Origin of the sequence: Thioalkalivibrio sp. ALJ15, assembly GCF_000383695.1 — a bacterium.
Lineage (GTDB): Bacteria > Pseudomonadota > Gammaproteobacteria > Ectothiorhodospirales > Ectothiorhodospiraceae > Thioalkalivibrio.
The window spans coordinates 571,179-595,550 of record NZ_KB912057.1; the positions used below are offsets into that span (position 1 = coordinate 571,179).

A 24,372-nucleotide genomic window follows, 5' to 3' on the forward strand; every position below is an offset into this window, starting at 1 on the left:
GTTTGCGCCGCGAGGCCGCAGCGCCGATCATTCGCCCCATACCCGAACGTACTGCCCGCAAGGACCCGTCATGGCCGAAAAGATCGTGATCATGCTGCTGAACCTGGACCTGGACCGCCCCGGCACGCTGGGGGCCCCGTTCTTCCAGGCGACCGTCGCCGCCGCGATGGATCTGGAAGTCGAGATGTACTTCGCCGCCGGCACCACGCGCCTGTTGCGCCAGGGCGTGGCGGACAAGATCTACCCCGGCGAGGCGAAGGAGAAATCGGTCTACAGCTTCATGCAGGATGCCCACGAGGCCGGCTGCCGCTTCTACGCCTGCGCCGGCGCAATGGACGAAAACGGCCTGACCCTGGACAACGCGATCCCCGAACTGGACGGCATGCGCGGCGGGGGCGCCTTTATCGGCGAGGTGGTCGAGGACGATGTGGCCACCCTGACCTACTGAGCCGCGACCGGTGAGCGAGTCCTGGCCCCGTGCCGTCCTGATTACCGGCTGCTCCAGCGGGATCGGACTGCACGCCGCCCGTGCGCTGCGCGAGCGCGGCTACCGCGTGTTCCCGACCGCCCGTCGCGGCGAGGATGTTGCGCGCCTGAAGAAGGAGGGCTTCGAGGCCCTGCAGCTGGATCTGGACGACTCCGCCAGCATCCACAGCGCGGTCACCGAGATCCTGCACCGCACCGACGGGCATCTCTACGGCCTGTTCAACAACGGCGCCTATGGCCAGCCCGGCGCGGTGGAGGACCTCTCGCGCGCCACCCTGCGCGCCCAGCTCGAGACCAACGTACTCGGCTGGCTGGAGCTGACCAATGCGGTACTGCCCGCGATGCGCCGTGCCGGGGAGGGACGAATCATCCAGAACTCCTCGGTGCTGGGCTTTGCCGCCCTGCGCCTGCGCGGGGCCTATGTGACGTCCAAGTTCGCGATCGAGGGCATGAGCGACACCCTGCGCCAGGAGCTGCACGGCACGGGCATCCATGTGAGCCTGGTCGAGCCCGGCCCGATCCGCAGTGCCTTCCGCGCCAACGCCCTGAAGGCCTTCCGCCGCCACATCCACCGCGAGCACAGCCCCTGGGCCGAGACCTACCGCGCGGCCGAGGCGCGCATGGCCAATGCCGAGTCCGATGCCCCGTTCACCCTCGGCCCGGAGGCCGTCACCCGCTGCGTGATGCATGCCCTGGAGGCCCGCCGCCCGCGGGTGCGCTACCGCATCACCTTCCCGACCAAGTTATTCGCCTTCCTGAAGTGGCTGCTGCCGGCGCGCGCGATGGACGCCGTGCTGCGCGGGGTATCGCGCGGGGAGAACCGCTGATGCGCGCGCGGCCAGGGGCGGGCGCCGCATGAATCTGATCTTTCTCGCGCTGATCGTGATCGCCGTGGCTACGGCCGCGATCCGCGAGTTCCAGTCCACCGACCCCGACGAACAGCCGATGCAGGCCCTGTCCGAGGGCGCGATCGATGCCGCCGGCTCGGCGGTCGAACTGGCGCTGGGGCTGGTCGGGGTAATGGCGCTGTTCCTCGGGCTGATGAAGATCGCCGAGGCCGGCGGCCTGCTGACCGTGCTCGCCCGCCTGCTGCGCCCGCTGATGACCCGCCTGTTTCCGTCGGTCCCGCCGGAGCACCCGGCGATGGGCGCGATGATCCTGAACTTCTCCGCCAACATCCTGGGGCTGGGCAACGCCGCGACCCCGTTCGGCATCCGCGCGATGCAGGAGCTGGAGAAGCTGAATCCGCACCCGGGCACCGCGACCAATGCGATGGCGCTGTTCCTGGCAATCAACACCTCCAGCATTACGCTGCTGCCCACCGGGGTGATCGCGCTGCGTGCCTCGCTCGGCTCCGAGGCCCCGGCGGCGATCCTGCCGACCACGCTGTTCGCCACGCTGTTCGCGACCATCGCCGGCATCACCAGCGCCCTGATCCTGCAGCGCTATTTCCGCAGCCCGGCCCCCACCCGCTCGATCGACGCGGATGCCTCCGCCGGCTCCGACGAACTGGAAGACACGATCCGGGAAGCGAGCCAGGACAGCACCGAACCGGCGAAGGCCGAGAATCGCGAGCAGGACAGCGCCCAGTCCGATCAGCAGCCGATGAACATCGAGGTCCCCACCGAGGGCTACCCGGCCTGGGTCTCGATCCTGGTCCTGCTGGGGGTGCTGGCGATCATCCCGCTGACGATCGTGTACGGCCAGGCAATCGCCCCCTGGATCATCCCCGGGCTGGTGGTGGGGTTCCTGTCCTACGGGGTGATCCGCGGGGTGCCGGTCTACGAGGTCTTCGTCGAGGGGGCCAAGGAGGGCTTCAACGTGGCCCTGCGCATCATCCCCTATCTGGTGGCGATCCTGGTCGCGGTGGGGATGCTGCGCGAGAGTGGTGCGCTGGGCATGTTCGTCGGGCTGGTCGGGCCACTGACGACCCCGTTCGGCCTGCCGGCCGAGGCCCTGCCGATGGCCCTGCTGCGTCCGCTGTCCGGCTCCGGCGCCTACGGCATCATGGCCGGCATCATGCAGGACCCGGCCACCGGCCCGGACACCCATGTCGGCATCCTGGTCTCCACCCTGCAGGGCTCGACCGAGACGACCTTCTACGTGCTCGCCGTGTACTTCGGCGCGATCGGCGTCAAGCGCGTACGCCACACCCTGGCCGCGGCGCTGAGCGCCGATGCGGTGGCCGTGATCGCGGCGGTCGCGATCGTCGGCTTCCTCTACCTCTGACAGATCGCGAGATCGTCCAGCAACGCGGCCAGATCGTCCGCCGACACCGGCCGGGTCAGCACGCGCCGGAAGGGTGCATGGCGGGCGCGTTCAGTCCTCTCTGAATCCTCGCCCCCCCCGACCGCAACTACAGGGATTGGCGCCAGGGCGGGGTCCGCCTGCAGCGCGCGCAGGACCTGGAAGCCATCCATCACCGGCAGGTCCAGTGCCAGCACCACCAGGGCCGGCACATGGCGCAGCGCCAGGTCCAGACCCTCCACCGCCGAGGTCGCGCACAACGGCTGCAGCCCCACCTGCCCCTCGAACATGGTCTGGAGCCTCGCGAGGTGTTCGGGGTCGGCCTCGATCAACAGGACATGCGGGTCCTTGTCCACGCCGGACTCGACGGTTGAGTCATCCATCACGTGGGGCTCCGCCCCGGCACGCGGCAGCCGGAACCAGAAGCGGCTGCCGACACCCGGCTCCGATTCCACCGCAAGCTCGCCCCCCATCATTTTGACCAGGCTGTTCGAGACCGCGAGTCCGACGCCCGCACCCTCGACGCGACCGCCATCGGCATGCAGCCGCTCAAAGGGTTCGAACAGCCGCGCCTGATCCTCCAGCGCGATCCCGGGTCCGCTATCGCTTACCGCGATCTCGACGACATCCCGCTGCGGCGTGACACCGACACGGACTTCGCCGCCGCGGCGGTTGTACTTGATCGCGTTGCCCACCAGGTTCAGCAGGACCTGCTTCAGGCGCAGGGGGTCCGCCTGCACCTGCACATCATCAGCCACTTCGGCCTCGCAGTGCACCGCATGTTCATCGACCAGGGCACGGGTCAGGGACAGGCAGTCGGTGACCACCGGCGCCACGAAGACCGGCTGCAGGTCGATCTTCAGCCGCCCGGCCTCGATCCGGGCCAGATCCAGGACCTCGTTGATCAGGTCCAGCAGGTGCGAGCCGGCGCGGCGGATCTCGGTCGCATGCGAATGCTGGCGCTCGCCCAGTCCGGGGTCGCGCTCCAGCAACTGGGCGAAGCCGAGCACGGCATTCATTGGCGTGCGCAGCTCGTGACTCATGCTGGACAGGAATTCCGACTTCGCCCGGTTCGCACGCTCTGAGGCATCACGCGCCTGACGGAGCTCTTCGCGCCGCCGCAACTCATCGGTGTAATCACTGAAGATATTGAAGCCATACTGCGGATCACCGTGCTCGTCGCGCACAACACTGATGGTGCTTGCGGTGACGAATACGGCCCCGTTGGCGCAGCGGTGAGGCAACAGCCCAGTCCATACCCCGCCCTCCGCCAGCACCCGATCGATCTCCTGAGCCTCCTCGCGCGCCTCCTCGGGGATAATGCCCATTGCGCGGAAGCTGCGGCCGACCATCTCATCCAGGCGATAACCGACCAGATCCAGCGCTGCCGGATTGACGTACACGAAACAACCTTCCCGGTCCACCACCGCAACGCCCTGTTCGGCTGATTCGATGATTCGCCCGAACAGGGTCAGCCGATCCTGAGCCTCGTGCAATTCGGTCAGATCCTGGAGCGTGCCCGAGAGGCGGACCACCTCACCGCCGTCGTCGAACGTAGCCGTAGCGATCTGATGAACGTAGCGGACCATGCCGTCCGGGAGCTGCACGCGATGGGTGATCTCGCCGTGTCCGGAGTCGGCCAGACCGGCCTCGAATGCCTGCACCCGCTCGCGGTCGTCCGGATGCACTAGGCGTTGATAGTCATCCCGGGCGAGATGGCCGTTCCCGGCGATCATCTCGAACATCTCGTAAATCACCTTCGACCAGGTCAGTCGGTCGCTGCGCACTTCGTATTCCCAGTGACCGAGCCGGGCCAGTCGCTGTGCCTCCAGCAACCGTGTCGACAGCTCCGACAGCGCCAGCTCGGAGTGCTTGCGTTTGGTGATGTCCTGCATCACGCCCAGCATGTACAGCACGCTGCCATCGGCGTCCCGAACGGCGTCGCCCCGTTGCAGCAGCCAGTGTTCGGAGCCGTCGGGCCACACCACCCGGTGCTCCAACTCGAAGTGGGCGCCCCGACGCAAGCTGCTCGAGATGGCCTTTCGCACCCGATCGCGATCCTCCGGATGGACGGCGTGCATGAAATTGGTAACCGTCGGTTCGACCGCAGCGTCCCGGTAACCCAGCAACGGTGGAATCCGCTCGGACCATTCGAGGCGCTCCTGGTCGGGCGTCCATTCCCAGGTGCCCATGTTGGCGAAAATCTGGCTCGAGCGCAGGCGCTGCTCCTGCCGCTTGACCGTGGTGATCTCGGTGCGGACGGACACGAACTGGTAAGGCACGCCCTCGGCATCCATGTACGGCACGATCGTGGTGTCGACCCAGTACAGCGAACCGTCGCGCGCCCGATTGCAGATCTCGCCCTGCCAGACCTGGCCCGCCACGATGGTCTCCCACATGCGGGTATAGAATTGCGCCGGATGCTGCCCCGATTTCACTACCCGATGGTTGCGCCCGAGCAGTTCCTCGACCGTATATCCACTGACCTCGGCGAATCGCCTATTGGCATAGATGATGTCGCCCCGGGCATCGGCGATGCTGACCAGGGCATGCTCGTTGACCGCGAGATGCTCCCGTTCACGCTCGTAGAGCGTTTCGCGGTAGGAGCGGCTGACGCTGTCCAACTCGCGCAGCTGCCGCGCCCGATTCGCTACCGCCGCCGCCACCCGACTGGCCTCCAGTGGCTTCAGGAACACACCACAAACGCCCGGATGAAGGTTCATCAGGCCATTGATCCGTGAGGCGTCGGCCGTCAGGATCAGCAATGGAATGCAGCCCCCGCGCTGCCGGGTCCGCAGCACCGCCGCCACCTCGTGCGCCGAGCAGTCCAGGGATTCGACATCGAGGATCGCCACCTCGGGATCGAGCGCATCCATGACCTCCACCAGGCGATCCGGTTCTTCCGCCCGCTCCACACGGTAGCCGACCTCGAGCAGGGCGCGCTCCACGCCATCCTGCTCGTCGCCGGCGATGAAGAGGACCCGGTAGTCGTTATCGGCAACGACACCTCCGATCTGCACCAACTGCTCGATCAGGGTGTCTCCATCAAGCGGGTAGTCCAGACAGCGCGCTACCCCCTGACGCACGGCATCCAGCCGTGCGCCGGGGTTCCATTCCCGCGCCACCGCCAGCACCGGCAGGCGCGCATGCCCCGGCGGCAGGAGCTCGGCAAAGCCACTCGTGATAACGGTGCCGGGCACCACCACACCGGCACAGATAACGACTGCGGTATAGGGGTCGTCGTCGGGGGCCTGCGGGGCCCGGCGACCACCGACCGGGATCCGGTCGGTCCGGAACCCGTGATCCTCGAGCATCAGGACGATCTCGCGCGCCAGGGCCTCATCGTCCGCGACCACTAGCACCCGCCCGTCCGCGCGGGCGCCGGACAAGGGCTGCACACGGCTGACAATGGCGGCGGCATCGCCCCTGACATGCTGGGCGGCGATTGCCACGAGCTGGTCCAGGGCCCTGTCCCATCGATCCTGTTCGACCAGGCCCGATTGTCCGGTGCAGGCCTCCAGCGCGTCGGCCAGGGTCGTCGCTGCCGCCCCGACCACCGGAATTCCGAAAACCTCCGCCGAATGCCGGAGATCGCTAACCCGCTGCTGCAGCACTTCGCGTGCCTGGGCCGGTGAAGCGGCATTCTCCAGGTTCCGGGCAAGTTCGCGCAGGCGGGTGACGTGTTCCGGAAGGGATTGCAAAAACTCGGCCTGCAGGCGCGCGCCGGTCGGGTGCTGCTCACGCAGGTTCATGGCGGCTGTCCTCGGTGGTCGGGTCACATACCCGGTTGACGGGAGGTCGGACGCCGGGCACAGCCACCGGCCGAATCACATCCCGTACCGAAACGGACGGGCATGGCGGTCACCTTCCCAGGGAAGCAGGTTCCCCTTGGGAAACACTGAAATCAGTGTTTCCCTAATTGGGCGGGCCGCCGGGATTGATGTCCTTGTCCTTCACGATGAAGTAGACCCCGATGGCCGCCAGTGCCATCCACAGGACCAGGGCCACCACGCCCAGGATCTCCCACAGGGTGACGAAGAAGAACAGCATCAGCGCGGCCGCGCCGAGGAAGATATTGCCGATTACGAAGTTCGAGGGACGGCGGGATCCGTTTTCGGGCATCGGGGGGCTCCGGGCCTGCGCGGCAGGCGATTACTGCTTCTTGTAGGGGGCGAAGTCGAACTGCCCGGCGGTCATGTCGTCCCACAGGTCGCTCTGCAGCACGGCCAGCAGCTTGAACAGCTTGCGCAGCTCCGGATCGTCCATGAAGCGCTGGTCCTCGCTGGCCTTCAGCACCTCGACCAGCGTTGCGCATTGCTCGCGGCTGATCCCGAGGACGTTCAGGCCCTCTTCTCCCATCTCGACATCCATCGGGTCACTCCAGTTCGGTCAAAGCCGGGATTGTAGCGGCTCGCGCGCCCGCAGCGAAAACGCCGGACCCGAGCTCGGGCATTGCCGTGCAGCAACGCGCCGAGACACAGCGCCCGTCCCGGCCGGCGTCATTGCGAGGAGCCGAAGGCGTCGCGGCAATCGGTTGACGCTGGCAGCGCGCTGGGGCCCGGAGTCCACCGTGGCAATTGCTTCGTCGCTACGCTCCTCGCAATGAAGGGGCCGGCCTACGCCGTCTGGGCGCGGATCAGATCGACCCGGTTGCGCACGTACAGGTAGTACAGCACCGGGATGATCACCAGCGTCAGCAGGGTCGAGACGAACACGCCGAAGATCAGCGAGATCGCCAGGCCCGAGAAGATCGGGTCGTCGAGGATAAACCCGGCGCCGACCATCGCCGCCAGCCCGGTCAGGATGATCGGCTTGGCGCGCACCGCACCCGCGTGCACCACCGCCTCGATCACCTCCACGCCACGGCGGATCTCGTCGTTGATGAAGTCCACCAGCAGGATCGAGTTGCGCACAATGATCCCGGCCAGCGCAATCATCCCGATCATCGAGGTCGCGGTGAACTTGGCGTCCATGAAGAAGGCATCCATGAACGCATGGCCCGGCATCACCCCGATCACCGTCAGCGGGATCGGCGCCATGATGATCAGCGGCACCATGTACGAACGGAACTGCGCGACCACCAGCAGGTAGATCAGGATCAGACCCACCGAGTAGGCGATACCCATGTCGCGGAAGGTCTCGTAGGTCACCTGCCACTCGCCATCCCACTTCAGCGAAAAGTTGTACGGGTTGTCCGGCTGGTTGATGAACAGCTGTTCCAGCGGCTCGTCGTAGGCCATCGGCGTGTCGCGCAGGCCGAAGAACATGTCGAACATGCCGTACAACGGGCTGTCCAGCCCGCCGGCCAGGTCGCCCATCACGTAGACCACCGGCAGCAGGTTCTTGTGGTGGATCGAGTGCTCGAGGGTCGAGTCCACCACGTTGACGACCTCGGACAGTGGCACCAGGGCGCCGTCGCGCGAGCGCACCTTGAGCCCCAGCACCGGGTCCAGGCTGCCCTTCTCGGCCTGCTCGAACTCGAGCCGCACGGGGACCGCGTACTTCACGTTGGAACCGTAGAGGTAGGTCACGTCCTCGCCGGACAGCGCGGTCTCGATCGCCTTGACCACCGCCTGCTGCGACACGCCCAGGCGTGCAGCCCGCTCGCGGTCCACCTGCAGGATCTTCTTCGGCCCCGGGTATTCCACCGAGTCGTCGATGTCGGTGATGCCCTCGGTGTTCTCGAATAACTCGCGCACCTTTTTGGCGACCTCGATCTGGCCCGCATAGTCCGGGCCGTAGATCTCGGCCACGATCGGCGACATCACCGGTGGCCCCGGCGGCACCTCGACCACCTTCACCGCCGCGTCGTGGCGGTCGGCGATCGCGTTGATCGCCTCGCGCACGCCGAGAGCAATGTCGTGGCTCTTGCGCGAGCGCTCGGACTCATGGGTCAGGTTCACCTGGATGTCCCCGACATGTGAACCCTCGCGCAGGTAGTACTGCCGCACCAGGCCGTTGAAGTTGATCGGTGCGGCCGTACCCGCATAGGTCTGCACGTTGTCGACCTCGGGCACGGTCTTGAGGTAGTCGGCCATCTCGGACAGCACCATGGAGGTGCGCTCCAGGCTGGTCCCTTCCGGCATGTCCAGCACCACCTGGAACTCCGACTTGTCGTCGAAGGGCAGCATCTTCATCACCACCAGCTGGAAGTACGCCAGCGAGACGGAGCCCAGGATCAGCACCAGCGTGCCGACCCACAGCGCGAGACGATTGGCCTTCTTGCGCCCACCGGTCCCCAGGAACGGCAGCAGCAGGGTGTTGAAGATCTTCATTAGCCCGGCGGAGGCGCTCTCGCCCTGCGCGGCGTGGCCGCCGGCGGCCGGGGCCGCGTGTTCATACTGCTCGGCCTGGCGCCGCAAGACCTTGTAGGTTAGCCACGGCGTGACCACATAAGCCACGGCCAGCGAGATGATCATCCCCATCGAGGCGTTGATCGGGATCGGGCTCATGTACGGCCCCATCAGACCGGTGACGAAGGCCATCGGCAACAGCGCCGCGATCACGGTGAAGGTGGCGAGGATCGTCGGCCCGCCCACCTCGTCGACCGCATGGGGGATCGCCTCGAGGAACTTCTTGCCGCCCTGGACCATGTGCCGGTGGATGTTCTCCACCACCACTATCGCGTCGTCCACGAGGATCCCGATGGAGAAGATCAGCGCGAACAGCGACACGCGGTTGAGCGTGAAGCCGTAGGCCCAGGAGGCGAACAGCGTGATCGCCAGCGTGATCACCACCGCCACGCCAACGATGAAGGCCTCGCGCCAGCCGAGCGCGATCCAGACCAGGATCACGACCGAGGCCGTCGCGAGGATCAGCTTCTGGATCAGGGTGTTCGCCTTGTCGTCGGCGGTCGCGCCATAGTTGCGGGTGATCGTGGTCTCGATGCCGTCGGGGATGTACGTCCCGCGCAGCTGCTCGAGCCGCTCGATCAGGGCATCGGCGATGTCCGGGGCGTTGGTGCCCGGCTGCTTGGCGATCGCCACGGTGACCGCCGGGTGGCTCTCGCCGACACGCGCGTGATCCCCGGCCGCCGCGCCATGGGCAAAGCGCACATGCTCGGTCGCATATGCCGGGCCCTGTATCACCTCGGCGACATCGGACAGGTAGACCGGGCGGTCGTCGTGCATCCCGACCACCAGGCCAGCGAAGGCCTCTGGTTCGGTGATGAAATCGCCGGCCTGGATCAGGATCTCCTGGTCGTCCTGGTAGAGCCGGCCGGCATCGCGCGAGAAATTCGAGGCCTGCAGGCTGTCGCGCAGGTCGTCCACCGACAGGTTGTAGGCCGCCAGCGTCTCCGGCTTGAAGCGTACGTGCACTACATGATCCGGACCACCGACGGTATAGATATCACGGGTCCCGGGGACGCGCTTGAGTTCCGATTCCAGCGCATGTGCCACGCGCAGCAGGTCATGACCGCCGCGATCCCCGTCCTCGGTCCACAGCGTCACGTTGACGATCGGCACGTCGTCGATGCCCATCGGCTTAATGATCGGCTCGCCGACCCCCAGCCCCTCGGGCAACCAGTCCTGGTTGGAGAACACCTGGTTGTACAGGCGCACGAGCGCCGCGGTGCGGTCCTCGCCGACCTCGAACTGGATGGTGACCTGCGCCATGTTCGGGCGCGAGGTGGAATAGATGTCGTCGATGCCCTCGATCTCCGAGAGCACCTGTTCGGCCGGTGTCGCCACCAGTTGCGCGACCTCCTCGGCGCTCGCTCCGGGGAACGGGATGAACACATCCGCCATGGTCACGTTGATCTGCGGCTCTTCCTCGCGTGGGGTCACGAGGATCGCGAACAGCCCCAGCAGCAGCCCCACCAGGGCCAGCAGCGGCGTGATCTGGGTGGTCAGAAAAGCCTTGGCGATACGCCCGGAGATCCCCATGCGGCCGGATGCCGCGTCCGTGCTGGCATCACTCATCGGCGCCCACCTGCTGATGTTCCTTCAGGTAGATCGCCGCGTGCACCGGGTCCAGCGCCACGCGCTCGCCCTCGCTCAGGCCACCGAGGATCTCAATGTATCCGTCATGCGTGCGCCCGACACGGACCTGACGGAAACGTACCCGGTCCTCGTCGTCGATCACGTACACAGCGGTGACCTCGCTGCGATAGACGACGGCCTCGCGCGGGACGGTCAGGCGCTCGACCTCGTCCAGGAAGAACGCCGTCTTCACGAACATGCCGGGGAACAGACCCAGGTCCTCCTGCTCCGGCAGATTCACGCGGATACGGAAGGTGGAGCTCGCTGGATCGGCATAGGGGAAGATGGTCAGGCTCTCGGCCGCCAGGCGACGGTCGTCATTCAGCAGCACCTCGGCCTCGCGGCGCTCGCGTACCGCGTGGATCAGCCGCTGAGGGATATCCACCTCTACGCGCAGACGGTCCAGACTAATCCCCGAGAGCAGCGGCGAGCCGGGGCTGACCGACTCCCCGAACTCCACGTGGCGCTCGGTAACGATTCCGGAAAACGGCGCGAACACCTCGGTGTAACCGAGCTGCTCGCGAGCCTCCTCGACGCGGGCCTCGGCCGAGCGCAAACGCGCCCGGGCCGATTCCAGCTCGGCCTCCGCGCGCTCGAACTCCGAACGCGATACCACGCCGCGATCGAATACGTCCTCGATACGATTGAACTCGGAGCGTGCTTCGCCAAAGCGGGCACGGGCCTCGGCCAGATCGCCCTCGGCCTGGCTCACACGCGCCTGCTGCTCGGAATCGCTAATGCGCAACAGCAGCTCGTCCGCCTCGACGAAGTCGTCTACGTCGACGTAGATCTCGCGCACCCGGCCGGAGGTCTGCGCCGAGATCGTGGAACGCTGAACGGCCTCGACTCGGCCATCCAGGATGCGCTCCTGCGCGAGCGTCTGTCGCTCCGCGGTCGCCGTGTCGAACGGAAAGTCCGCCTGGGCGGAAAATGGCAACAACAACAGCCCCCAGAGGGCCGGGCGCATCCACTTGAGTGTCATCGGCTTCGGTTCCTTGCGTGCTATCGAGCCCATTGGGTCGGGATAAAGCGGGCTCGACATATATTAGCGTTTTCTAATTTATACGCCGATTGCGCGCCGACGGCAACGCCGACGCCCGGAAATACCTTGCGATGAGTATAGCTATATCGTCAGCCAACGCACCCCGGACTGCACGGTCCGTCCGCTGGCCGTATCATGTGGCGCCGTAGCTAACCGATGGGGAACCGAGATGCCGCTGCTGCGAGTCGAGACCAACACCGTCCTGCCCGACGATCCTTCGGGGCTGTGCCAGCACCTGTCCGCACAGGTGGCCGACTGGCTGGGCAAGCCCGAGGGCTACGTGATGGTCACCTGCACGCACAACCCGGCGATGTGCTTCGCCGGCAGCACCGACCCACTCGCCTACTGCGAGTTGAAAAGCATCGACCTGCCCGAGGGGCTGACCCGCGAGCTGTCACGCAAACTCTGCGACGCCCTGCAAACCGAGCTGGGCCTGGACCCAGCCCGGGTCTATATCGAATTCTCCGACGCCCCGCGCCACTTCTGGGGCACCAACAGTACGACGTTCTGAATCATCGCGGCCCGGTGGGCCGTCACTTCTCTCACGCACTTGATAACGGACTGCCCCGATGCGCGTCTCGCAATTCCCGCTGAACACCCTGAAAGAAACCCCGGCCGACGCCGAGATCATCTCCCACCAGCTGATGCTGCGCGCCGGCTATGTCCGGCGCCTGGCCGCCGGGCTGTACACCTGGCTGCCGCTGGGGCTGCGTGTGCTGCGCCGGGTGGAAAACATCGTTCGCGAAGAGATGAACCGTGCCGGAGCGCTGGAGGTGCTGATGCCGGCAGTGCAGCCGGCCGAGTTGTGGCAGGAGTCCGGTCGCTGGGACTTCTACGGGGCCGAGCTGCTGCGCCTGAAGGATCGCCACGAACGCGACTTCTGCTTCGGCCCGACCCACGAGGAGGTCATCACGGATCTCGTGCGCCGCGAGATCCGGAGCTACCGCCAACTGCCGGTCAACTACTACCAGATCCAGACCAAATTCCGGGACGAGCGCCGCCCGCGCTTCGGCGTGATGCGCGCCCGCGAGTTCCTGATGAAGGATGCCTACTCCTTCCACCTGGATGCCGAGTCGCTGGGGCAGACCTACCAGCAAATGCACGACGCCTACTGCCGCATCTTCGAGCGCTGCGGCCTGGACTTCCGCGCGGTGGAGGCCGACACCGGCGCGATCGGCGGCAACGCCTCGCACGAATTCCACGTGCTCGCGAGCTCCGGCGAGGACGTGATCGCCTTCTCCCCCGGCGGCTATGCCGCCAATGTCGAGCTGGCCATGTGCCCGCAGCCGGCCCAGGCCCCGCCCCCCAGCGGTGACATGGAGAAGATCGCCACCCCCGGGGTGCATACCATCGAGGACCTGGCGAACTTCCTCGACATCCCGGCCGCACAGACCGTCAAGACCCTGGTCGTCGCCGCCTCCGACGCGATCGATGCCGATCTGGTCGCGCTGGTCCTGCGAGGCGACCATGAGCTCAATGCGGTAAAGGCCGAGAAACACCCGTGGGTCGCCGAACCGCTGCGCATGGCCGAGGCAGCCGAGATCCGTGCCGCGTTCGGCGCCGAGCCCGGCTCGCTGGGGCCGGTGGACAGCCCGATCCCCGTGCTGGCCGATCAGGCCGTGCTGGGCATGGCGGACATGGTGGTCGGGGCCAACGAGGACGGCCACCACCTGAAGCACGTGAACTGGGAACGCGACCTGCCGCAGCCGGAGAGCGCCGACCTGCGCAACATCACCGAGGGCGAACCGGCCCCGGACGGCTCCGGCCCGATCGAGATCCGCCGCGGTATCGAGGTCGGCCACATCTTCCAGCTCGGCGACAAGTATTCGCAGGCCCTGGGCGCCCGCGTGCTGGACGAGGACGGCCGCGAACAGGTGGTAACGATGGGCTGCTACGGCATTGGCGTCTCGCGCGTGGTCGCGGCCGCAATCGAGCAGAACTCCGACGAGCGCGGCATCTGCTGGCCCACGGCGATCGCCCCCTTCGACATCGCCCTGTGCCCGATCGGCGCAAAGAAGTCTCAGCGCGTGCGCGAGGCCGCGGAGAGACTGCACGACGAGCTGGAGGCCGCCGGCTTCCAGGTCCTGCTGGATGATCGCGAACAGCGCCCCGGCGTGATGTTCGCCGACATGGAGCTGATCGGCATCCCGCACCGACTGGTCATCGGCGAACGCGGCCTCGACGCCGGCGAACTCGAATACCAGGCGCGCACCTCCAGCGAAGCCGAACACCTCCCGATGGACGGCCTGCTCAACGCCCTGCGCGAGCGCTTGCTCGGCTGAACCCGGGCGACCACGATGGACGAGGTCGCCTTCACCCTGGAGATGGGGATCGTGTTCGGCCTGCTTGGCCTGACGATCCTGCTGTTCGTCACCGAGATCATCCGGATCGACCTGGCGGCGCTGAGCGTGCTGTTCCTGCTCGGCATGGTGGCGCTGGTACCGGGCGTGGCCCCGATCGTCGAGGGCGACGAACTGTTCTCGGGCTTTGCCTCGAACGCGGTGATCGCGATCATCGCGGTGATGATCATCGGCGCGGGCCTCGACCGTTCCGGCGTCATGAACCGCCTGGCGGACCTGATCCTGCGCTTTGGCGGTCAGACCGAACGCCGGGTGATGGCCACAACCTCCGGCGCGGTGGGGGTGATCACCAGCTTCATGCAGAACATCGGGGCCGCCGCCCTGTTCATGCCCGTGATTAACCGCATCGGCGCGGCCGCGCGCATCCCGCGCTCGCGGCTGCTGATGCCCATGGGCTTTGCCGCGATCGTCGGCGGCACCCTGACGCTGGTCGCCTCCAGCCCGCTGATCCTGCTCAATGACCTGATGCCCGGGCATCTGGACGACTTCGGGCTGTTCGACGTGACCCCGATCGGGCTGGCGCTGCTGGCCACCCTGATCCTCTACTTCGCGATTCTCGGGCACTGGGTCCTGCCGGCCCGCGATCCACAGGCCGAGGACCCGGACGAGAGCCGGGTGCAGACCACCTCGGCCTGGTTTCGTGATGTATACGGCATGGATTTCGGCGTGCGCGAGGCGCGCCTGGGCGAGGACAGCTCGCTGGCCGGTATGCGGGTGGGGGATTTCGAGGCGGCCTTCGGGGTGCATGTGGTGGGGGTGACCACCGGTGACGAGACGCGCATCGAACCGAACCGCGAGATCGAACTGGAACGCGGCGCGCATCTGGCGATCCTCGGTCCGGTCACCACCATCGAGAAGACCTGCGACGGCACCGGCACGATCCTCAAGGACGAACTGGACGTGTTCGCGCGTGCGATGTCGGCCCGTTACGGCGGGATTGCCGAGGTGATCATCCCACCCGGCTCCGACCTGATCGGCCAGACCGTGCGCGACAAGGGCATGCGCCGTACCTACGGGATCTCGGTGCTGCGTATCCAGCGCGGGGACGACCGCATCGTCGACGAGGTCCCGGAGACCCCACTCAAGGCCGGCGACACCCTGGTCGTGCACACCCCATGGGAGAACCTGCAGGCGCTGGAGGACGACCGCGACTTCGTGGTGGTCACCAGCCGCTACCCGCGCCGCCGGCGCGAGGAGCCCGCGACTCACCGGCCACTGGCGGCCCTCGGCTCGCTGGCGCTGGGCCTGGGGCTGGTGCTGTTCACCGATCTGCCACTGGCGCTGGCCTTGCTGGGGGGCGCGCTGGGGATGATCTTGACCGGCGTGATCGCGATGGACGAGGCTTACCGGGGCATCAGCTGGAAGACGGTGTTTCTGCTGGCCTCGCTGATCCCGCTGGGGCTCGCGGTGGAGAACTCCGGGGCCGGCGAGTGGATCGCGGCCAACGGCATGGCGCAGCTGGAGGGGATGCCGGTCTGGGTCCTGCAGGTCGCGGTGTTCCTGCTGACCACCTTCTTCACACTGGTGATGTCGAACGTGGGGGCCACCGTGCTGCTGGTGCCACTGGCCGTCAGCTTCGCGACCGTCGCCCAGGGCGTGGGCATCGACGCCGACCCGCGGGTATTCGCCCTGATCGTCGCGATTGCCGCGTCCAACTCGTTCCTGCTACCCACCCACCAGGTGAATGCCCTGATCATGGACCCGGGCGGCTACCGCGTAGCCGACTACCTGCGCGCCGGCGCGCTGATGACCCTGCTGTTCATGGTCGTCTCGCTGGTGGTGATCAATCTGGTCTTCTGACCGCGACCGGCCGTGCCGGAAGGCCAAAGGGAAACACTGATCAATGTACACGCTCGCGCTCGAGTCGCTTTTGCGTGCGAACAAGGCGAGGTGACTGCCGTGCAGTCATTCTGCACAAGGGAACCGCAACGCCGTGCGCGCGCAAAAGCGGCCGAGCCCCGTCTCTCAGTAGCTTGTAGGGGTTGGCACCCCAGGTTCCCCGATTCTGCGTTGCGCCGCTTGCGGGTAGAACCACTACCCGCTGCCCGACGCGCCTTGTCTCGGAAAACCTGGGGTGCCAACGCGAGTGTGTACATTGATCAGTGTTTCCCTACGTCAGGACGTCGTCGCGCGCCAGCGACAGGCCCCGCCCGCGGCCTCGTCCAGCGTGCGCAACAGGGTCTCGTGCGCGGCCTGTTCGTCGGCATTCGGTTCGATCACCGGCAGGGGCTTGCCGGAGCGCTGCGCGCGCACCGGGGCACCGGCCTCGGCACCGCCCTCGCCCTCGGCGTCCAGGCCCAGGGCAACCTGACCACCGGTCATCGCCAGATAGACATCCGCCAGCAGCTCGGCATCGAGCAGCGCGCCGTGCAGCGTGCGCCCGGAGGCATCGATCTCGTAGCGCTTGCACAGCGCGTCCAGCGAATTGCGTGTCCCCGGGTGCATGCGCCGCGCCATCACCAGCGAATCCAGCACGGTGCAGGCCTCCGCCAGCTCCGTCACCGGCGCGGCGGCACCCAGCAGACGCAACTCATGATTGATGAAGCCGACATCGAACGGGGCATTGTGGATGATCAGCTCGGCGCCGCGCACGAACTCGATGAATTGGCCGACCACATCGGCGAAACGCGGCTTGTCCGCGAGGAAATCGTTGGTAATTCCATGGACCTCGATCGCGCCGGCATCGATCTCGCGATCCGGCTGCAGGTACTCGTGCAGCTTGCGTCCGGTCGGCCGGCGGTTATCCAGCTCCAGGCAACCGATCTCGATGATGCGGTGCCCCTCGGCCGGCTCCAGGCCGGTGGTCTCGGTATCCAGCACGATCTGTCGCATTTCAGTTCTCCGTCAGCTCGCCCGCCAGCAGGGCGTCGATCCCCGCATTGGCCAGCTGGTCGGCGCGCTCGTTCTCCGGGTGACCGCTGTGCCCACGCACCCAGTACCACTCGATGTCGTGACGCGCGGCCTGGGCGTCCAGGGCCTCCCACAGGTCGCGGTTCTTCACCGGGGAGCCGCTGGCGGATTTCCAGTTACGCCGTTTCCAGCCGGGCAGCCAGTCGGTCACCCCCTGCTTGACGTATTTCGAATCCGTGACCAGTTCCACTTTGCAGGGGCGCTTGAGCGTCTCCAGGGCGCGGATTGCGGCGGTCATCTCCATGCGGTTATTGGTGGTCTCGGCCTCTGCCCCGTACAACTCCCGCTCAGTGCCCTGGTAACGCAGGATTGCGCCCCAGCCACCAGGGCCCGGGTTACCGCGACAGGCGCCGTCGGTATAGATGTACACGCGTTCGTCAGCCATGCGCTCGGCGGACTCCGGAATGAGGGGAGCGCGAGGATACCAGTCCGGGCCGCAGGCGGGGACCCGGGGTGGCGAAGCGATATTGCGGCGCCGGGCGCAAGGGCAGATCCACGCGCTTGTGGGCAACGGTCAGGATCACGCTGGCCAGCGGCGGCAGCCCCCGGCGGGTCCAGGCGTCCACCGGGGCCAACCTTTGCTGCCAGGCCTCGGACAGTCCGGGCGGCAGCAGGCTGAGGCTCCACTGCTCCAGCACCTCCAGGTCGGCCGATTCCATGAACTCGCGGTACTGGCGACGCCGGAGCCCCTCCGGCAGCGGAGACACGCGCACCCCACCCTGATCGCCCAGTTGCAGGCGGTTGCCCTCGAGCATGAAGACCATGCCCTCCGGCTCCAGCACGCGCGCGGCCTCGGCGACCACGGCGGCGGGCAGATCGCTGTAAGAGCAGGGATGGGCCAGCACGATGCGGCGCGCGCAATCCGACTCCAGTGGCCAGGATTCCGGCTCCATCAACAGGCCTGGACGCGAGGAGTCCATGCGCACGACTGGACCGCCCAGGGTGTCGGAATCTTCCAGCATCGGGACCGGGGAGAGCTCGATCGCGACCTCCCCCGGGCCGGGGGCGGCGTGCTGTCGAATCCGTTGCAAAAGCCGCTCGCGAACGCGCCGGCCCTGCGGCTTCTCGTACCAGTGAGAAAGCCAGCGCAAAAAAGGGTCTTGGTGATACTCCGAGTGTGGTTTATCCTTCAGCGCCATGATGATCCGACCCCGCTCCCGACTGCCGCTTGGCATTATCCTGGGCCTGGCGACCCTGCTGGCCTCTGCCTGTAGCCTACACGACTCCGAACGCGCACTGGATACCTCCCAGGTCGACAAGCCCGTGGTGGAGGGTCCGACCCAGGCCGACGTCCAGGCCGCCATGGAGCGGCAGGCCCTCGAGGCCGCCGACCAGGCCGCGGAGACCGACGACCTGTGGGAGCGCACCCGCTTGGGCTTCGGCTTTGAAGATGACCTGCACCACGAGCGCGTGGAGCAGTACATCGAGCACTACCGCGCCAACCCGCGCATCATCCAGCTCTCGACCGAGCGCGCCGAGCCGTTTGCGTACTTCATCCTCTCGGAGATCGAACAGCGCGACATGCCAACCGAGCTGCTGCTGCTGCCGATCGTGGAGAGTGGCTTTGCCGCCGAGGCGACCTCCAGCGGTCGTGCAGCCGGCATCTGGCAGTTCATCCCGGCGACTGGCGACCATTTCGACCTGACGCGCGACCACTGGTACGACGGGCGCCGCGATGTCTATCAGTCCACCCTCGCCGCGCTGGACTACCTGGAGGCGCTGTATCAGCGCTTCGATGACTGGTACCTGGCCCTGGCCGCCTACAACTTCGGCCAGGGCAACGTGACGCGGGCAATGGAACGCAACGCCGCTCGCGGGGAGCCGACCGACTACTGGAGCCTCGAACTCTCGGCCGAGGCGACCGCCTACGTGCCCCGTCTCCTGGCCCTGCGCGAGCTGTTTCTGAAGCCCGACGAACACGGGACACAGATCACCCCGATCGCCAACGAACCGGCGCTGGAGCGGATCGAGCCCGGTCGCCAGGCCGATCTCGCCCTGATCGCCGAGATGATCGGGCTCGAGGCGGATGACCTGAAGCGCCTGAACCCGGGGTATCAGCGCCACGCCACCCATCCGGCTCATGCCCAGCACCTGTTCATTCCGCACGATGCGGCCGAGACCCTGGAAGTCGCCCTGGCCGAACACGGCGACGACCCGCTGATCCGCTTCCGCGAATACACCGTGGCCAGTGGTGACAACCTCGGTTCCATCGCCCAGCGCGCCGGTACCCGCGTGGCCGTGCTGCGCGAAATGAATGGTCTCAACGGCGACAACATCCGCGCCGGACAGACGCTGAAACTGCCGGTAACCGGACAGGAAGACGCCGAGATCCAGGTCGCGGCCGCTGCCGAGGCGGGCGAGCTCGACACCTACGAGATCCAGGAAGGCGACAGCCTGTGGACCATCAGCGAACGTACGGGCATGACCATCAGCGAACTGCGCGCGGCGAACGAGCTGGAGCGCGACGCCATCCTGCGTCCGGGCGACACGTTGCAGGTCGCCCAAGCCAATGGGGGGAGCGCGTCGGATAACGGCCGCAGCGTGGCCTACGAAGTCCAGCCTGGGGATTCCCTGTCCAGCATTGCCCGTCAGTTCCAGGTCTCGGTAAGCGACCTGCGCCGCTGGAACTCGCTCAATGGCGACGGCATCCGCGCGGGGGAGACCCTGACGCTCTACGTGGCCGAGGCCGACGAAGAGGCCATTGCGCGAGCCCGCGACGCCTGACGCGCCGGCGCTCGCGGCCCCTGATGCCGCGCGCCCGTCCGGGTACCTACTGTCCCACCGCGGCCGATGAGGGCGCGTCGAATACGACCTCGATCTGCTCCGGATTCAGACCGGCATCGCGCACCAGTTGCTGGAAGCGCCGTTGCGGCAGACTCAAGCGCAGCTGGATCTGACCGTCCGCGGTGGTCTGCTCCGCCTCCACGGCCTTCTCCTCGTACAGCTGGGCGCGCAAACGGCCGGCACTGGCCGGCAGTTCCACCCAGCCCCGCATCATCGACTCGGTAAAGGTCTCGGCCAGGCGCTCTTCCAGCGTGGCGATCCCCTCGCCCGTATACGCGGACACCCAGAAGACGTCATCGCCGGAGCCGAAGCGGGCCTCGGCGGCATCCGGGGCCGACTCCAGTCGGTCGATCTTGTTGTAGACCCGCCAGCAGGGGACATCCTGCGCGCCGATCTCCTCCAGCACCGCATCGACCTGGCGGATGCGCGCCTCGCGTTCGGGATCGGCGGCGTCGATCACGTGCAGCAGCAGCGCGGCCTCGCGGGTCTCGGTCAGGGTCGCTTTAAAGGCCGCCACCAGTTCGTGCGGCAGGTCGCGCACGAACCCGACCGTGTCCGCCAGGATCAGCGACTGGTGCGGGGCCAGGTCCAGCCGCCGCAGGGTCGGGTCCAGGGTCGCGAACAGCTGATCCGCCTCGTACACATCCGAGTGCGTCAGGCGGTTAAACAGCGTGGACTTGCCGGCGTTGGTATAGCCCACCAGGGACACGGTCGGGATCTCGTTGCGCAGGCGCGCCTGACGCCCCTGCTCGCGGGTGCGCTCGACCTTCTCCAGACGCCGTTCGATGTGCTTGATGCGCGCCGCCAGCAAGCGGCGGTCGGTTTCGAGCTGGGTTTCCCCCGGGCCGCGCAGACCAATCCCGCCCTTCTGCCGTTCCAGGTGAGTCCAGCCGCGCACCAGCCGCGTGGCCATGTGCCGCAACTGGGCCAGCTCGACCTGCAGCTTGCCTTCGTGCGAACGCGCGCGCTGGGCGAAGATGTCGAGGATCAGCCCCGCACGGTCCAGCACACGGCATTTCAGCTGACGTTCGAGGTTACGTTCCTGACTGGGCGAGAGGGCGTGGTTGAAGATCACCACATCGGCGCCATGGGCCTCGACCGCGGCACGAATCTCGTCGGCCTTGCCGGCGCCTACGAACAAGCGGGGATGCGGGCGGTCGCGTGAACCACGGACGAGTTCCAGGACATCCGCGCCGGCGGAGCGGACCAGTTCGTCGAACTCCTGGACCTGGGCCTCGATATCGGGGTTTTCGCCGATGGCCAGTGCCACCAGCACGGCGCGATCGCCGGCGCTGTCGGGACGCTCAAACAAAAAAGACGAACCTCCCGCGCACGCTCAAGCCTCCGCCTCAGCGGTGGTGACCTCTTCGCCCTCGGTATTCATGCGCACCTGGCGGGACGGGACGATGGTCGAGATCGCATGCTTGTACACCATCTGCGAAACGGTACTGCGCAGCAGCACCACGAACTGATCGAAGGACTCGATCTGCCCCTGCAGCTTGATGCCGTTGACCAGATAGATCGAGACCGGCACACGGTCCCGACGCAGCGCGTTCAGGAAGGGTTCCTGCAGCATTTGCCCTTTGGCCATCAGTGCGTTCCTTGGTTGTTATTCTTCATCTCGCCACACGCCAAAAGCTCCTCCACCAAGCCCCGGCGGCGCCCTCTCAGAGAGTAGCACATCACTACTGGAAGTCTGCGCGGCGAATCACGTTCAACACTTCCGACCGATCGATCGTGGCCGCGTTCAATCGCGCATGCAGCGGGAATCGCCGCAAGCCCGTCAGCTGGCGCTTGGCCAGTTGCCGCGTCGCAGCGATCGCCCGCTCGCGGAACTGCGCAAAGTCGAGCTCTCCCGCCAGCCACTGCCAGCCCTGACGGTAGCCCACCGCGCGCTGGGAGGGATGCTCCGCCGTCAGCCCGGGGCGCTGCTGCAGGGCCATCAGTTCGTCGACAAACCCGGCCTCCAGCATCGCGTCGAAGCGACGGGCGATCCGGTCGCGCAGGACGTCGCGATCCTCCGGCCACAGGGCCAGCGATACCCAGCCCTCCGGCACGCGGGCCGCCGCACCCTGCTGGAAGCTGGACAACGGCCGCCCGGTCGCCTCAAAGACCTCCAGTGCCCGCAGGATGCGCTGCGGGTCGTTCGGGTGAATACGCGCCGCCGCCTCGGGATCCACCTTGACGAGTTCGCGATGCAAGGCCAGGCCACCCTCCACGTCCAGGCGCGCCCGCACCCGTTCGCGCACCGCATCCGGTACCTCGGGGATCTCGTCGAAACCATCCAGCAGGGCACGCAGGTACAACAGCGTGCCACCCACCAGCAGCGCCACCCGGCCACGCGCGTGGATCCCGGCGATCGCCTCCCGGGCGTCGCGCGCGAAGTCGGCGGCACTGTAAGTGTCCTCCGGATCGCGGATATCCAGCAGATGGTGCGGCACGCGGGCGCGCTCCTCCGCAGTCGGTTTCGCGGTGCCGATATCCATGCCGCGATAGACCAGCGCGGAGTCGACGCTGACGATCTCGCCCTCCAGCGCCTCGGCAAGCGCCAGCGACAACGCGGTCTTGCCCGAGGCCGTCGGTCCGGCCAGGATCACCACCGGCGGGCGGCCGGGTCCGAATGCGTCCATTGATCGCTAGCGGCCTCGCAGAAACAAGCGATCCAGCGCCTGGTGATCGAGCTCCACCCAGGTCGGGCGGCCATGATTGCATTGCCCGGAGCGTTCGGTCGCCTCCATGTCGCGCAGCAGCTGGTTCATCTCCGGGAGCGTCAGACGACGCCCGGCGCGCACCGAGCCGTGGCAGGCCATGGTGCCGAGCACGGCATTCATCTCGCCCTCGGCGCGGTGGCTGTAGCCGACGGCCGCGAGGTCCGCGAGCACATCGCGCACCAGCTGGGCCGTGTCACGCCCGCGCAGCAGCGCCGGGGCCGCGCGCAAGGTCAGCGTCTCGGGTCCCGCGCGATCCAGCTCGAAGCCCAGGGCGCCCAATACACCGGCATGCTCTTCGGCCAGCGCGGCCTCGGTGGGCGTCACGTCCAGCGTCTCCGGTACCAGCAGGGGTTGCGAGGTAATGCCCTGCGCCCCCCACTCCCGCTTGAGCCGCTCGTAGGTAATGCGCTCGTGGGCCGCATGCATGTCGACCACGATCAGGCCGCTTGCATTCTCCGCGAGGATAAAGGTCTCCGCGACCTGCCCCAGCGCGAAGCCCAGCGGGGGCGTGCCTTCCGTGCCAGCGTCCTCATCCGCGCGGGCGGCCGCCTCGAATGCCCGGGGCGCGGGCTCGGCCACCGCGGCTGGCCCGCGGAACTCGGCCCAGGCTGCCGCATACTCCGATGATGTTCCAGACGCATACTCGCGGCGGTCACCCGACCCGGCCGCAGGCGACCGGGCTTCGGCGCGGTACTCGGGCACCCCCAGTCCGCTGAGCGCCCGCTCGCGTGGGAACCCCGGCGCAGCCTGCTCCTGTGACGGCCGCGCGGCCCCGGTCACGGGCGGCAGATGCCCGGGCATCCCGCCATCCCCGGGACGCACATCCGCCAGCGCCTTGTGCAGGGCATGAAAGATGAAGTCGTGCACCATCCGCGACTCGCGAAAACGCACCTCCTGCTTGGTGGGGTGGGCGTTCACGTCGACCTGCACGGGGTCCAGTTCGAGCTCCAGCACGAACATCGGGTGACGCCCGTGGTAGAGCACGTCTTGATAGGCCTTGCGCACGGCTGCCGCCAGCACGCGGTCGCGAATCGCGCGGCCATTAACGAAGAAGAACTGCTGATCGGGCTGGGCCCGGGACTGGGTCGGGGCGCCCAGCCAGCCCGAAAGCTTGAGGCCGGCGCGCTGCTCGTCCACCGGCGTCGCCGCGTCCATAAAGGCCTCGCCCAGCAGGGCACGCACGCGCTGGGCAGGGTCCGCTGCGGCGGGCAGGTCCAACACCACACGATCGTTGTGGCGCAGGATGAAGGCGACCTCCGGGCAGGCCGCCGCCTGGGTACGGATGACGGTCTCGCAGTGGTTGAACTCGGTGCGCTCGGTGCGCTCGGTGCGCACGAACTTGCGCCTTGCGGGGACATTGAAGAACAGGTCCCGCACCTCGACCGTCGTGCCCACCGGGTGCGCGGCAGGGGCCGCCTCGCGAAAGACATCCGAACCATCCCCGGTCAGACGCCAGCCATTGCGCTCGCCCTCCACCGCCGAGGTCATGGACAGGCGCGAGACGGATGCGATCGACGGCAGTGCCTCGCCACGAAAGCCGAGGGTGTGCAGGGCCTCGAGGTCCTCCATCGAGCGGATCTTGCTGGTCGCGTGGCGTGACAGTGCCAGCGGGAGCTCGTCGCGATGGATGCCGCAACCATTGTCGCTGATCTGGATCAGACGGATGCCGCCCTGCTCCAGACGGATCTCGATGCGGGTCGAACCCGCGTCCAGGGCATTCTCCACCAGCTCCTTGACCACCGAGGCCGGGCGCTCGACCACCTCGCCTGCTGCGATCTGGTTGATCAGTTGCTCGGAGAGTTTCTCGATGGACACACGCGAATCCATGGGCCGGAATGGGTCCACAAGCC

19 protein-coding genes are annotated in these 24,372 nt (G+C 67.2%); 7 read left to right on the forward strand and 12 right to left on the reverse strand.

What is annotated here, in order from left to right; translation table 11 throughout:
• Nucleotides 1–70: 70 nt before the first annotated feature.
• From G015_RS0106300 to G015_RS0106310, 3 genes are read left to right on the forward strand one after another with little or no spacing between them, the layout of a single operon-like run.
• Entirely contained in the window at nucleotides 71–448 is a 378-nt protein-coding gene (locus G015_RS0106300) for a DsrE family protein (protein WP_018138577.1), read from the forward strand.
• A 10-nt stretch (nucleotides 449–458) separates the two neighbouring features.
• Nucleotides 459–1,313, forward strand: a complete 855-nt coding sequence (locus G015_RS0106305) for an SDR family oxidoreductase (protein WP_018138578.1) — start codon at nucleotides 459–461, stop codon at nucleotides 1,311–1,313.
• A gap of 28 nt (nucleotides 1,314–1,341) precedes the next feature.
• Nucleotides 1,342–2,715 (forward strand): nucleoside recognition domain-containing protein, encoded by a 1,374-nt coding sequence (locus G015_RS0106310; protein WP_020146333.1) that lies wholly within the window; start codon nucleotides 1,342–1,344, stop codon nucleotides 2,713–2,715.
• Here the strand turns inward: G015_RS0106310 and G015_RS0106315 are convergent.
• The 5 genes from G015_RS0106315 to G015_RS0106335 form a co-directional block, all read right to left on the reverse strand.
• The gene (locus tag G015_RS0106315; RefSeq protein ID WP_020146334.1) at nucleotides 2,706–6,485 is read right to left on the reverse strand and encodes a PAS domain-containing protein; all 3,780 of its coding nucleotides are present in this window, start codon (nucleotides 6,483–6,485) and stop codon (nucleotides 2,706–2,708) included. The genes G015_RS0106310 and G015_RS0106315 overlap by 10 nt on opposite strands.
• 163 nt (nucleotides 6,486–6,648) lie before the next feature.
• Complete coding sequence (locus G015_RS0106320) at nucleotides 6,649–6,855, reverse strand: hypothetical protein (RefSeq protein WP_018138581.1); 207 nt, start codon at nucleotides 6,853–6,855, stop codon at nucleotides 6,649–6,651.
• Between the two features lie 30 nt (nucleotides 6,856–6,885).
• Complete coding sequence (locus tag G015_RS0106325) at nucleotides 6,886–7,104, reverse strand: hypothetical protein (RefSeq protein ID WP_012981920.1); 219 nt, start codon at nucleotides 7,102–7,104, stop codon at nucleotides 6,886–6,888.
• A 245-nt stretch (nucleotides 7,105–7,349) separates the two neighbouring features.
• On the reverse strand, nucleotides 7,350–10,655 hold the full coding sequence (locus tag G015_RS0106330; RefSeq protein WP_018138582.1) for an efflux RND transporter permease subunit: 3,306 nt from the start codon (nucleotides 10,653–10,655) through the stop codon (nucleotides 7,350–7,352).
• Nucleotides 10,648–11,697 (reverse strand): efflux RND transporter periplasmic adaptor subunit, encoded by a 1,050-nt coding sequence (locus G015_RS0106335; RefSeq protein ID WP_020146335.1) that lies wholly within the window; start codon nucleotides 11,695–11,697, stop codon nucleotides 10,648–10,650. The genes G015_RS0106330 and G015_RS0106335 overlap by 8 nt, the downstream gene beginning before the upstream one ends.
• A 229-nt stretch (nucleotides 11,698–11,926) precedes the next feature.
• On the opposite strand from G015_RS0106335, the gene G015_RS0106340 reads away from it, so the two are divergent.
• From G015_RS0106340 to G015_RS0106350, 3 genes are read left to right on the forward strand one after another with little or no spacing between them, the layout of a single operon-like run.
• The gene (locus G015_RS0106340; protein ID WP_018138584.1) at nucleotides 11,927–12,268 is read left to right on the forward strand and encodes a phenylpyruvate tautomerase MIF-related protein; all 342 of its coding nucleotides are present in this window, start codon (nucleotides 11,927–11,929) and stop codon (nucleotides 12,266–12,268) included.
• A 58-nt stretch (nucleotides 12,269–12,326) separates the two neighbouring features.
• Nucleotides 12,327–14,039: a proline--tRNA ligase gene (locus G015_RS0106345; protein WP_020146336.1), complete on the forward strand. Its 1,713-nt coding sequence runs from the start codon at nucleotides 12,327–12,329 to the stop codon at nucleotides 14,037–14,039.
• 15 nt (nucleotides 14,040–14,054) lie between these two features.
• Complete coding sequence (locus G015_RS0106350) at nucleotides 14,055–15,917, forward strand: SLC13 family permease (protein WP_020146337.1); 1,863 nt, start codon at nucleotides 14,055–14,057, stop codon at nucleotides 15,915–15,917.
• Nucleotides 15,918–16,232: 315 nt separating this feature from the next.
• Here the strand turns inward: G015_RS0106350 and dnaQ are convergent, their stop codons facing one another.
• The 3 genes from dnaQ to G015_RS0106365 are packed head-to-tail and all read right to left on the reverse strand — an operon-like array spanning nucleotide 16,233 to nucleotide 18,166.
• The gene (gene dnaQ, locus G015_RS0106355; protein ID WP_018138587.1) at nucleotides 16,233–16,949 is read right to left on the reverse strand and encodes a DNA polymerase III subunit epsilon; all 717 of its coding nucleotides are present in this window, start codon (nucleotides 16,947–16,949) and stop codon (nucleotides 16,233–16,235) included.
• 1 nt (nucleotide 16,950) lies between these two features.
• On the reverse strand, nucleotides 16,951–17,412 hold the full coding sequence (gene rnhA, locus G015_RS0106360; RefSeq protein ID WP_018993761.1) for a ribonuclease HI: 462 nt from the start codon (nucleotides 17,410–17,412) through the stop codon (nucleotides 16,951–16,953).
• On the reverse strand, nucleotides 17,405–18,166 hold the full coding sequence (locus G015_RS0106365) for a hypothetical protein (protein WP_018138589.1): 762 nt from the start codon (nucleotides 18,164–18,166) through the stop codon (nucleotides 17,405–17,407). Before G015_RS0106365 ends, rnhA begins: the two co-directional genes overlap by 8 nt.
• Here G015_RS0106365 and G015_RS0106370 point away from each other — a divergent pair.
• Nucleotides 18,165–19,751 carry a LysM peptidoglycan-binding domain-containing protein gene (locus G015_RS0106370; protein ID WP_018138590.1) on the forward strand — a complete coding sequence of 529 codons (1,587 nt, stop codon included), beginning with the start codon at nucleotides 18,165–18,167 and terminating at the stop codon, nucleotides 19,749–19,751. The genes G015_RS0106365 and G015_RS0106370 overlap by 2 nt on opposite strands.
• Before the next feature lie 46 nt (nucleotides 19,752–19,797).
• On the opposite strand, the gene hflX is transcribed toward G015_RS0106370, so the two are convergent.
• The 4 genes from hflX to mutL all read right to left on the reverse strand — a co-directional run bounded on the left by hflX (nucleotide 19,798) and on the right by mutL (nucleotide 24,337).
• On the reverse strand, nucleotides 19,798–21,123 hold the full coding sequence (gene hflX / locus G015_RS0106375) for a ribosome rescue GTPase HflX (RefSeq protein WP_020146339.1): 1,326 nt from the start codon (nucleotides 21,121–21,123) through the stop codon (nucleotides 19,798–19,800).
• 24 nt (nucleotides 21,124–21,147) lie between these two features.
• Nucleotides 21,148–21,402, reverse strand: a complete 255-nt coding sequence (gene hfq / locus G015_RS0106380) for an RNA chaperone Hfq (protein ID WP_018138592.1) — start codon at nucleotides 21,400–21,402, stop codon at nucleotides 21,148–21,150.
• Between the two features lie 94 nt (nucleotides 21,403–21,496).
• Nucleotides 21,497–22,441, reverse strand: coding sequence for a tRNA (adenosine(37)-N6)-dimethylallyltransferase MiaA (miaA, locus tag G015_RS0106385; RefSeq protein ID WP_018174606.1), 945 nt, complete (start codon nucleotides 22,439–22,441; stop codon nucleotides 21,497–21,499).
• A 6-nt stretch (nucleotides 22,442–22,447) separates the two neighbouring features.
• Nucleotides 22,448–24,337, reverse strand: a complete 1,890-nt coding sequence (gene mutL / locus G015_RS0106390) for a DNA mismatch repair endonuclease MutL (RefSeq protein ID WP_020146340.1) — start codon at nucleotides 24,335–24,337, stop codon at nucleotides 22,448–22,450.
• Between the last annotated feature and the right edge of the window lie 35 nt (nucleotides 24,338–24,372).

Excerpts from the sequence above, each read along its gene's own strand:
- G015_RS0106350 (WP_020146337.1), top strand. The coding sequence starts at position 14,055 with ATGGACGAGGTCGCCTTCACCCTGGAGATGGGGATCGTGTTCGGCCTG.
- G015_RS0106340 (WP_018138584.1), top strand. The coding sequence starts at position 11,927 with ATGCCGCTGCTGCGAGTCGAGACCAACACCGTCCTGCCCGACGATCCT.
- G015_RS0106330 (WP_018138582.1), bottom strand. The coding sequence starts at position 10,655 with ATGAGTGATGCCAGCACGGACGCGGCATCCGGCCGCATGGGGATCTCC.
- G015_RS0106325 (WP_012981920.1), bottom strand. The coding sequence starts at position 7,104 with ATGGATGTCGAGATGGGAGAAGAGGGCCTGAACGTCCTCGGGATCAGC.
- G015_RS0106310 (WP_020146333.1), top strand. The coding sequence starts at position 1,342 with ATGAATCTGATCTTTCTCGCGCTGATCGTGATCGCCGTGGCTACGGCC.
- miaA (WP_018174606.1), bottom strand. The coding sequence starts at position 22,441 with ATGGACGCATTCGGACCCGGCCGCCCGCCGGTGGTGATCCTGGCCGGA.
- dnaQ (WP_018138587.1), bottom strand. The coding sequence starts at position 16,949 with ATGCGACAGATCGTGCTGGATACCGAGACCACCGGCCTGGAGCCGGCC.
- G015_RS0106320 (WP_018138581.1), bottom strand. The coding sequence starts at position 6,855 with ATGCCCGAAAACGGATCCCGCCGTCCCTCGAACTTCGTAATCGGCAAT.
- G015_RS0106300 (WP_018138577.1), top strand. The coding sequence starts at position 71 with ATGGCCGAAAAGATCGTGATCATGCTGCTGAACCTGGACCTGGACCGC.
- G015_RS0106345 (WP_020146336.1), top strand. The coding sequence starts at position 12,327 with ATGCGCGTCTCGCAATTCCCGCTGAACACCCTGAAAGAAACCCCGGCC.
- G015_RS0106370 (WP_018138590.1), top strand. The coding sequence starts at position 18,165 with ATGATGATCCGACCCCGCTCCCGACTGCCGCTTGGCATTATCCTGGGC.
- hfq (WP_018138592.1), bottom strand. The coding sequence starts at position 21,402 with ATGGCCAAAGGGCAAATGCTGCAGGAACCCTTCCTGAACGCGCTGCGT.
- G015_RS0106335 (WP_020146335.1), bottom strand. The coding sequence starts at position 11,697 with ATGACACTCAAGTGGATGCGCCCGGCCCTCTGGGGGCTGTTGTTGTTG.
- rnhA (WP_018993761.1), bottom strand. The coding sequence starts at position 17,412 with ATGGCTGACGAACGCGTGTACATCTATACCGACGGCGCCTGTCGCGGT.
- G015_RS0106365 (WP_018138589.1), bottom strand. The coding sequence starts at position 18,166 with ATGGCGCTGAAGGATAAACCACACTCGGAGTATCACCAAGACCCTTTT.
- G015_RS0106315 (WP_020146334.1), bottom strand. The coding sequence starts at position 6,485 with ATGAACCTGCGTGAGCAGCACCCGACCGGCGCGCGCCTGCAGGCCGAG.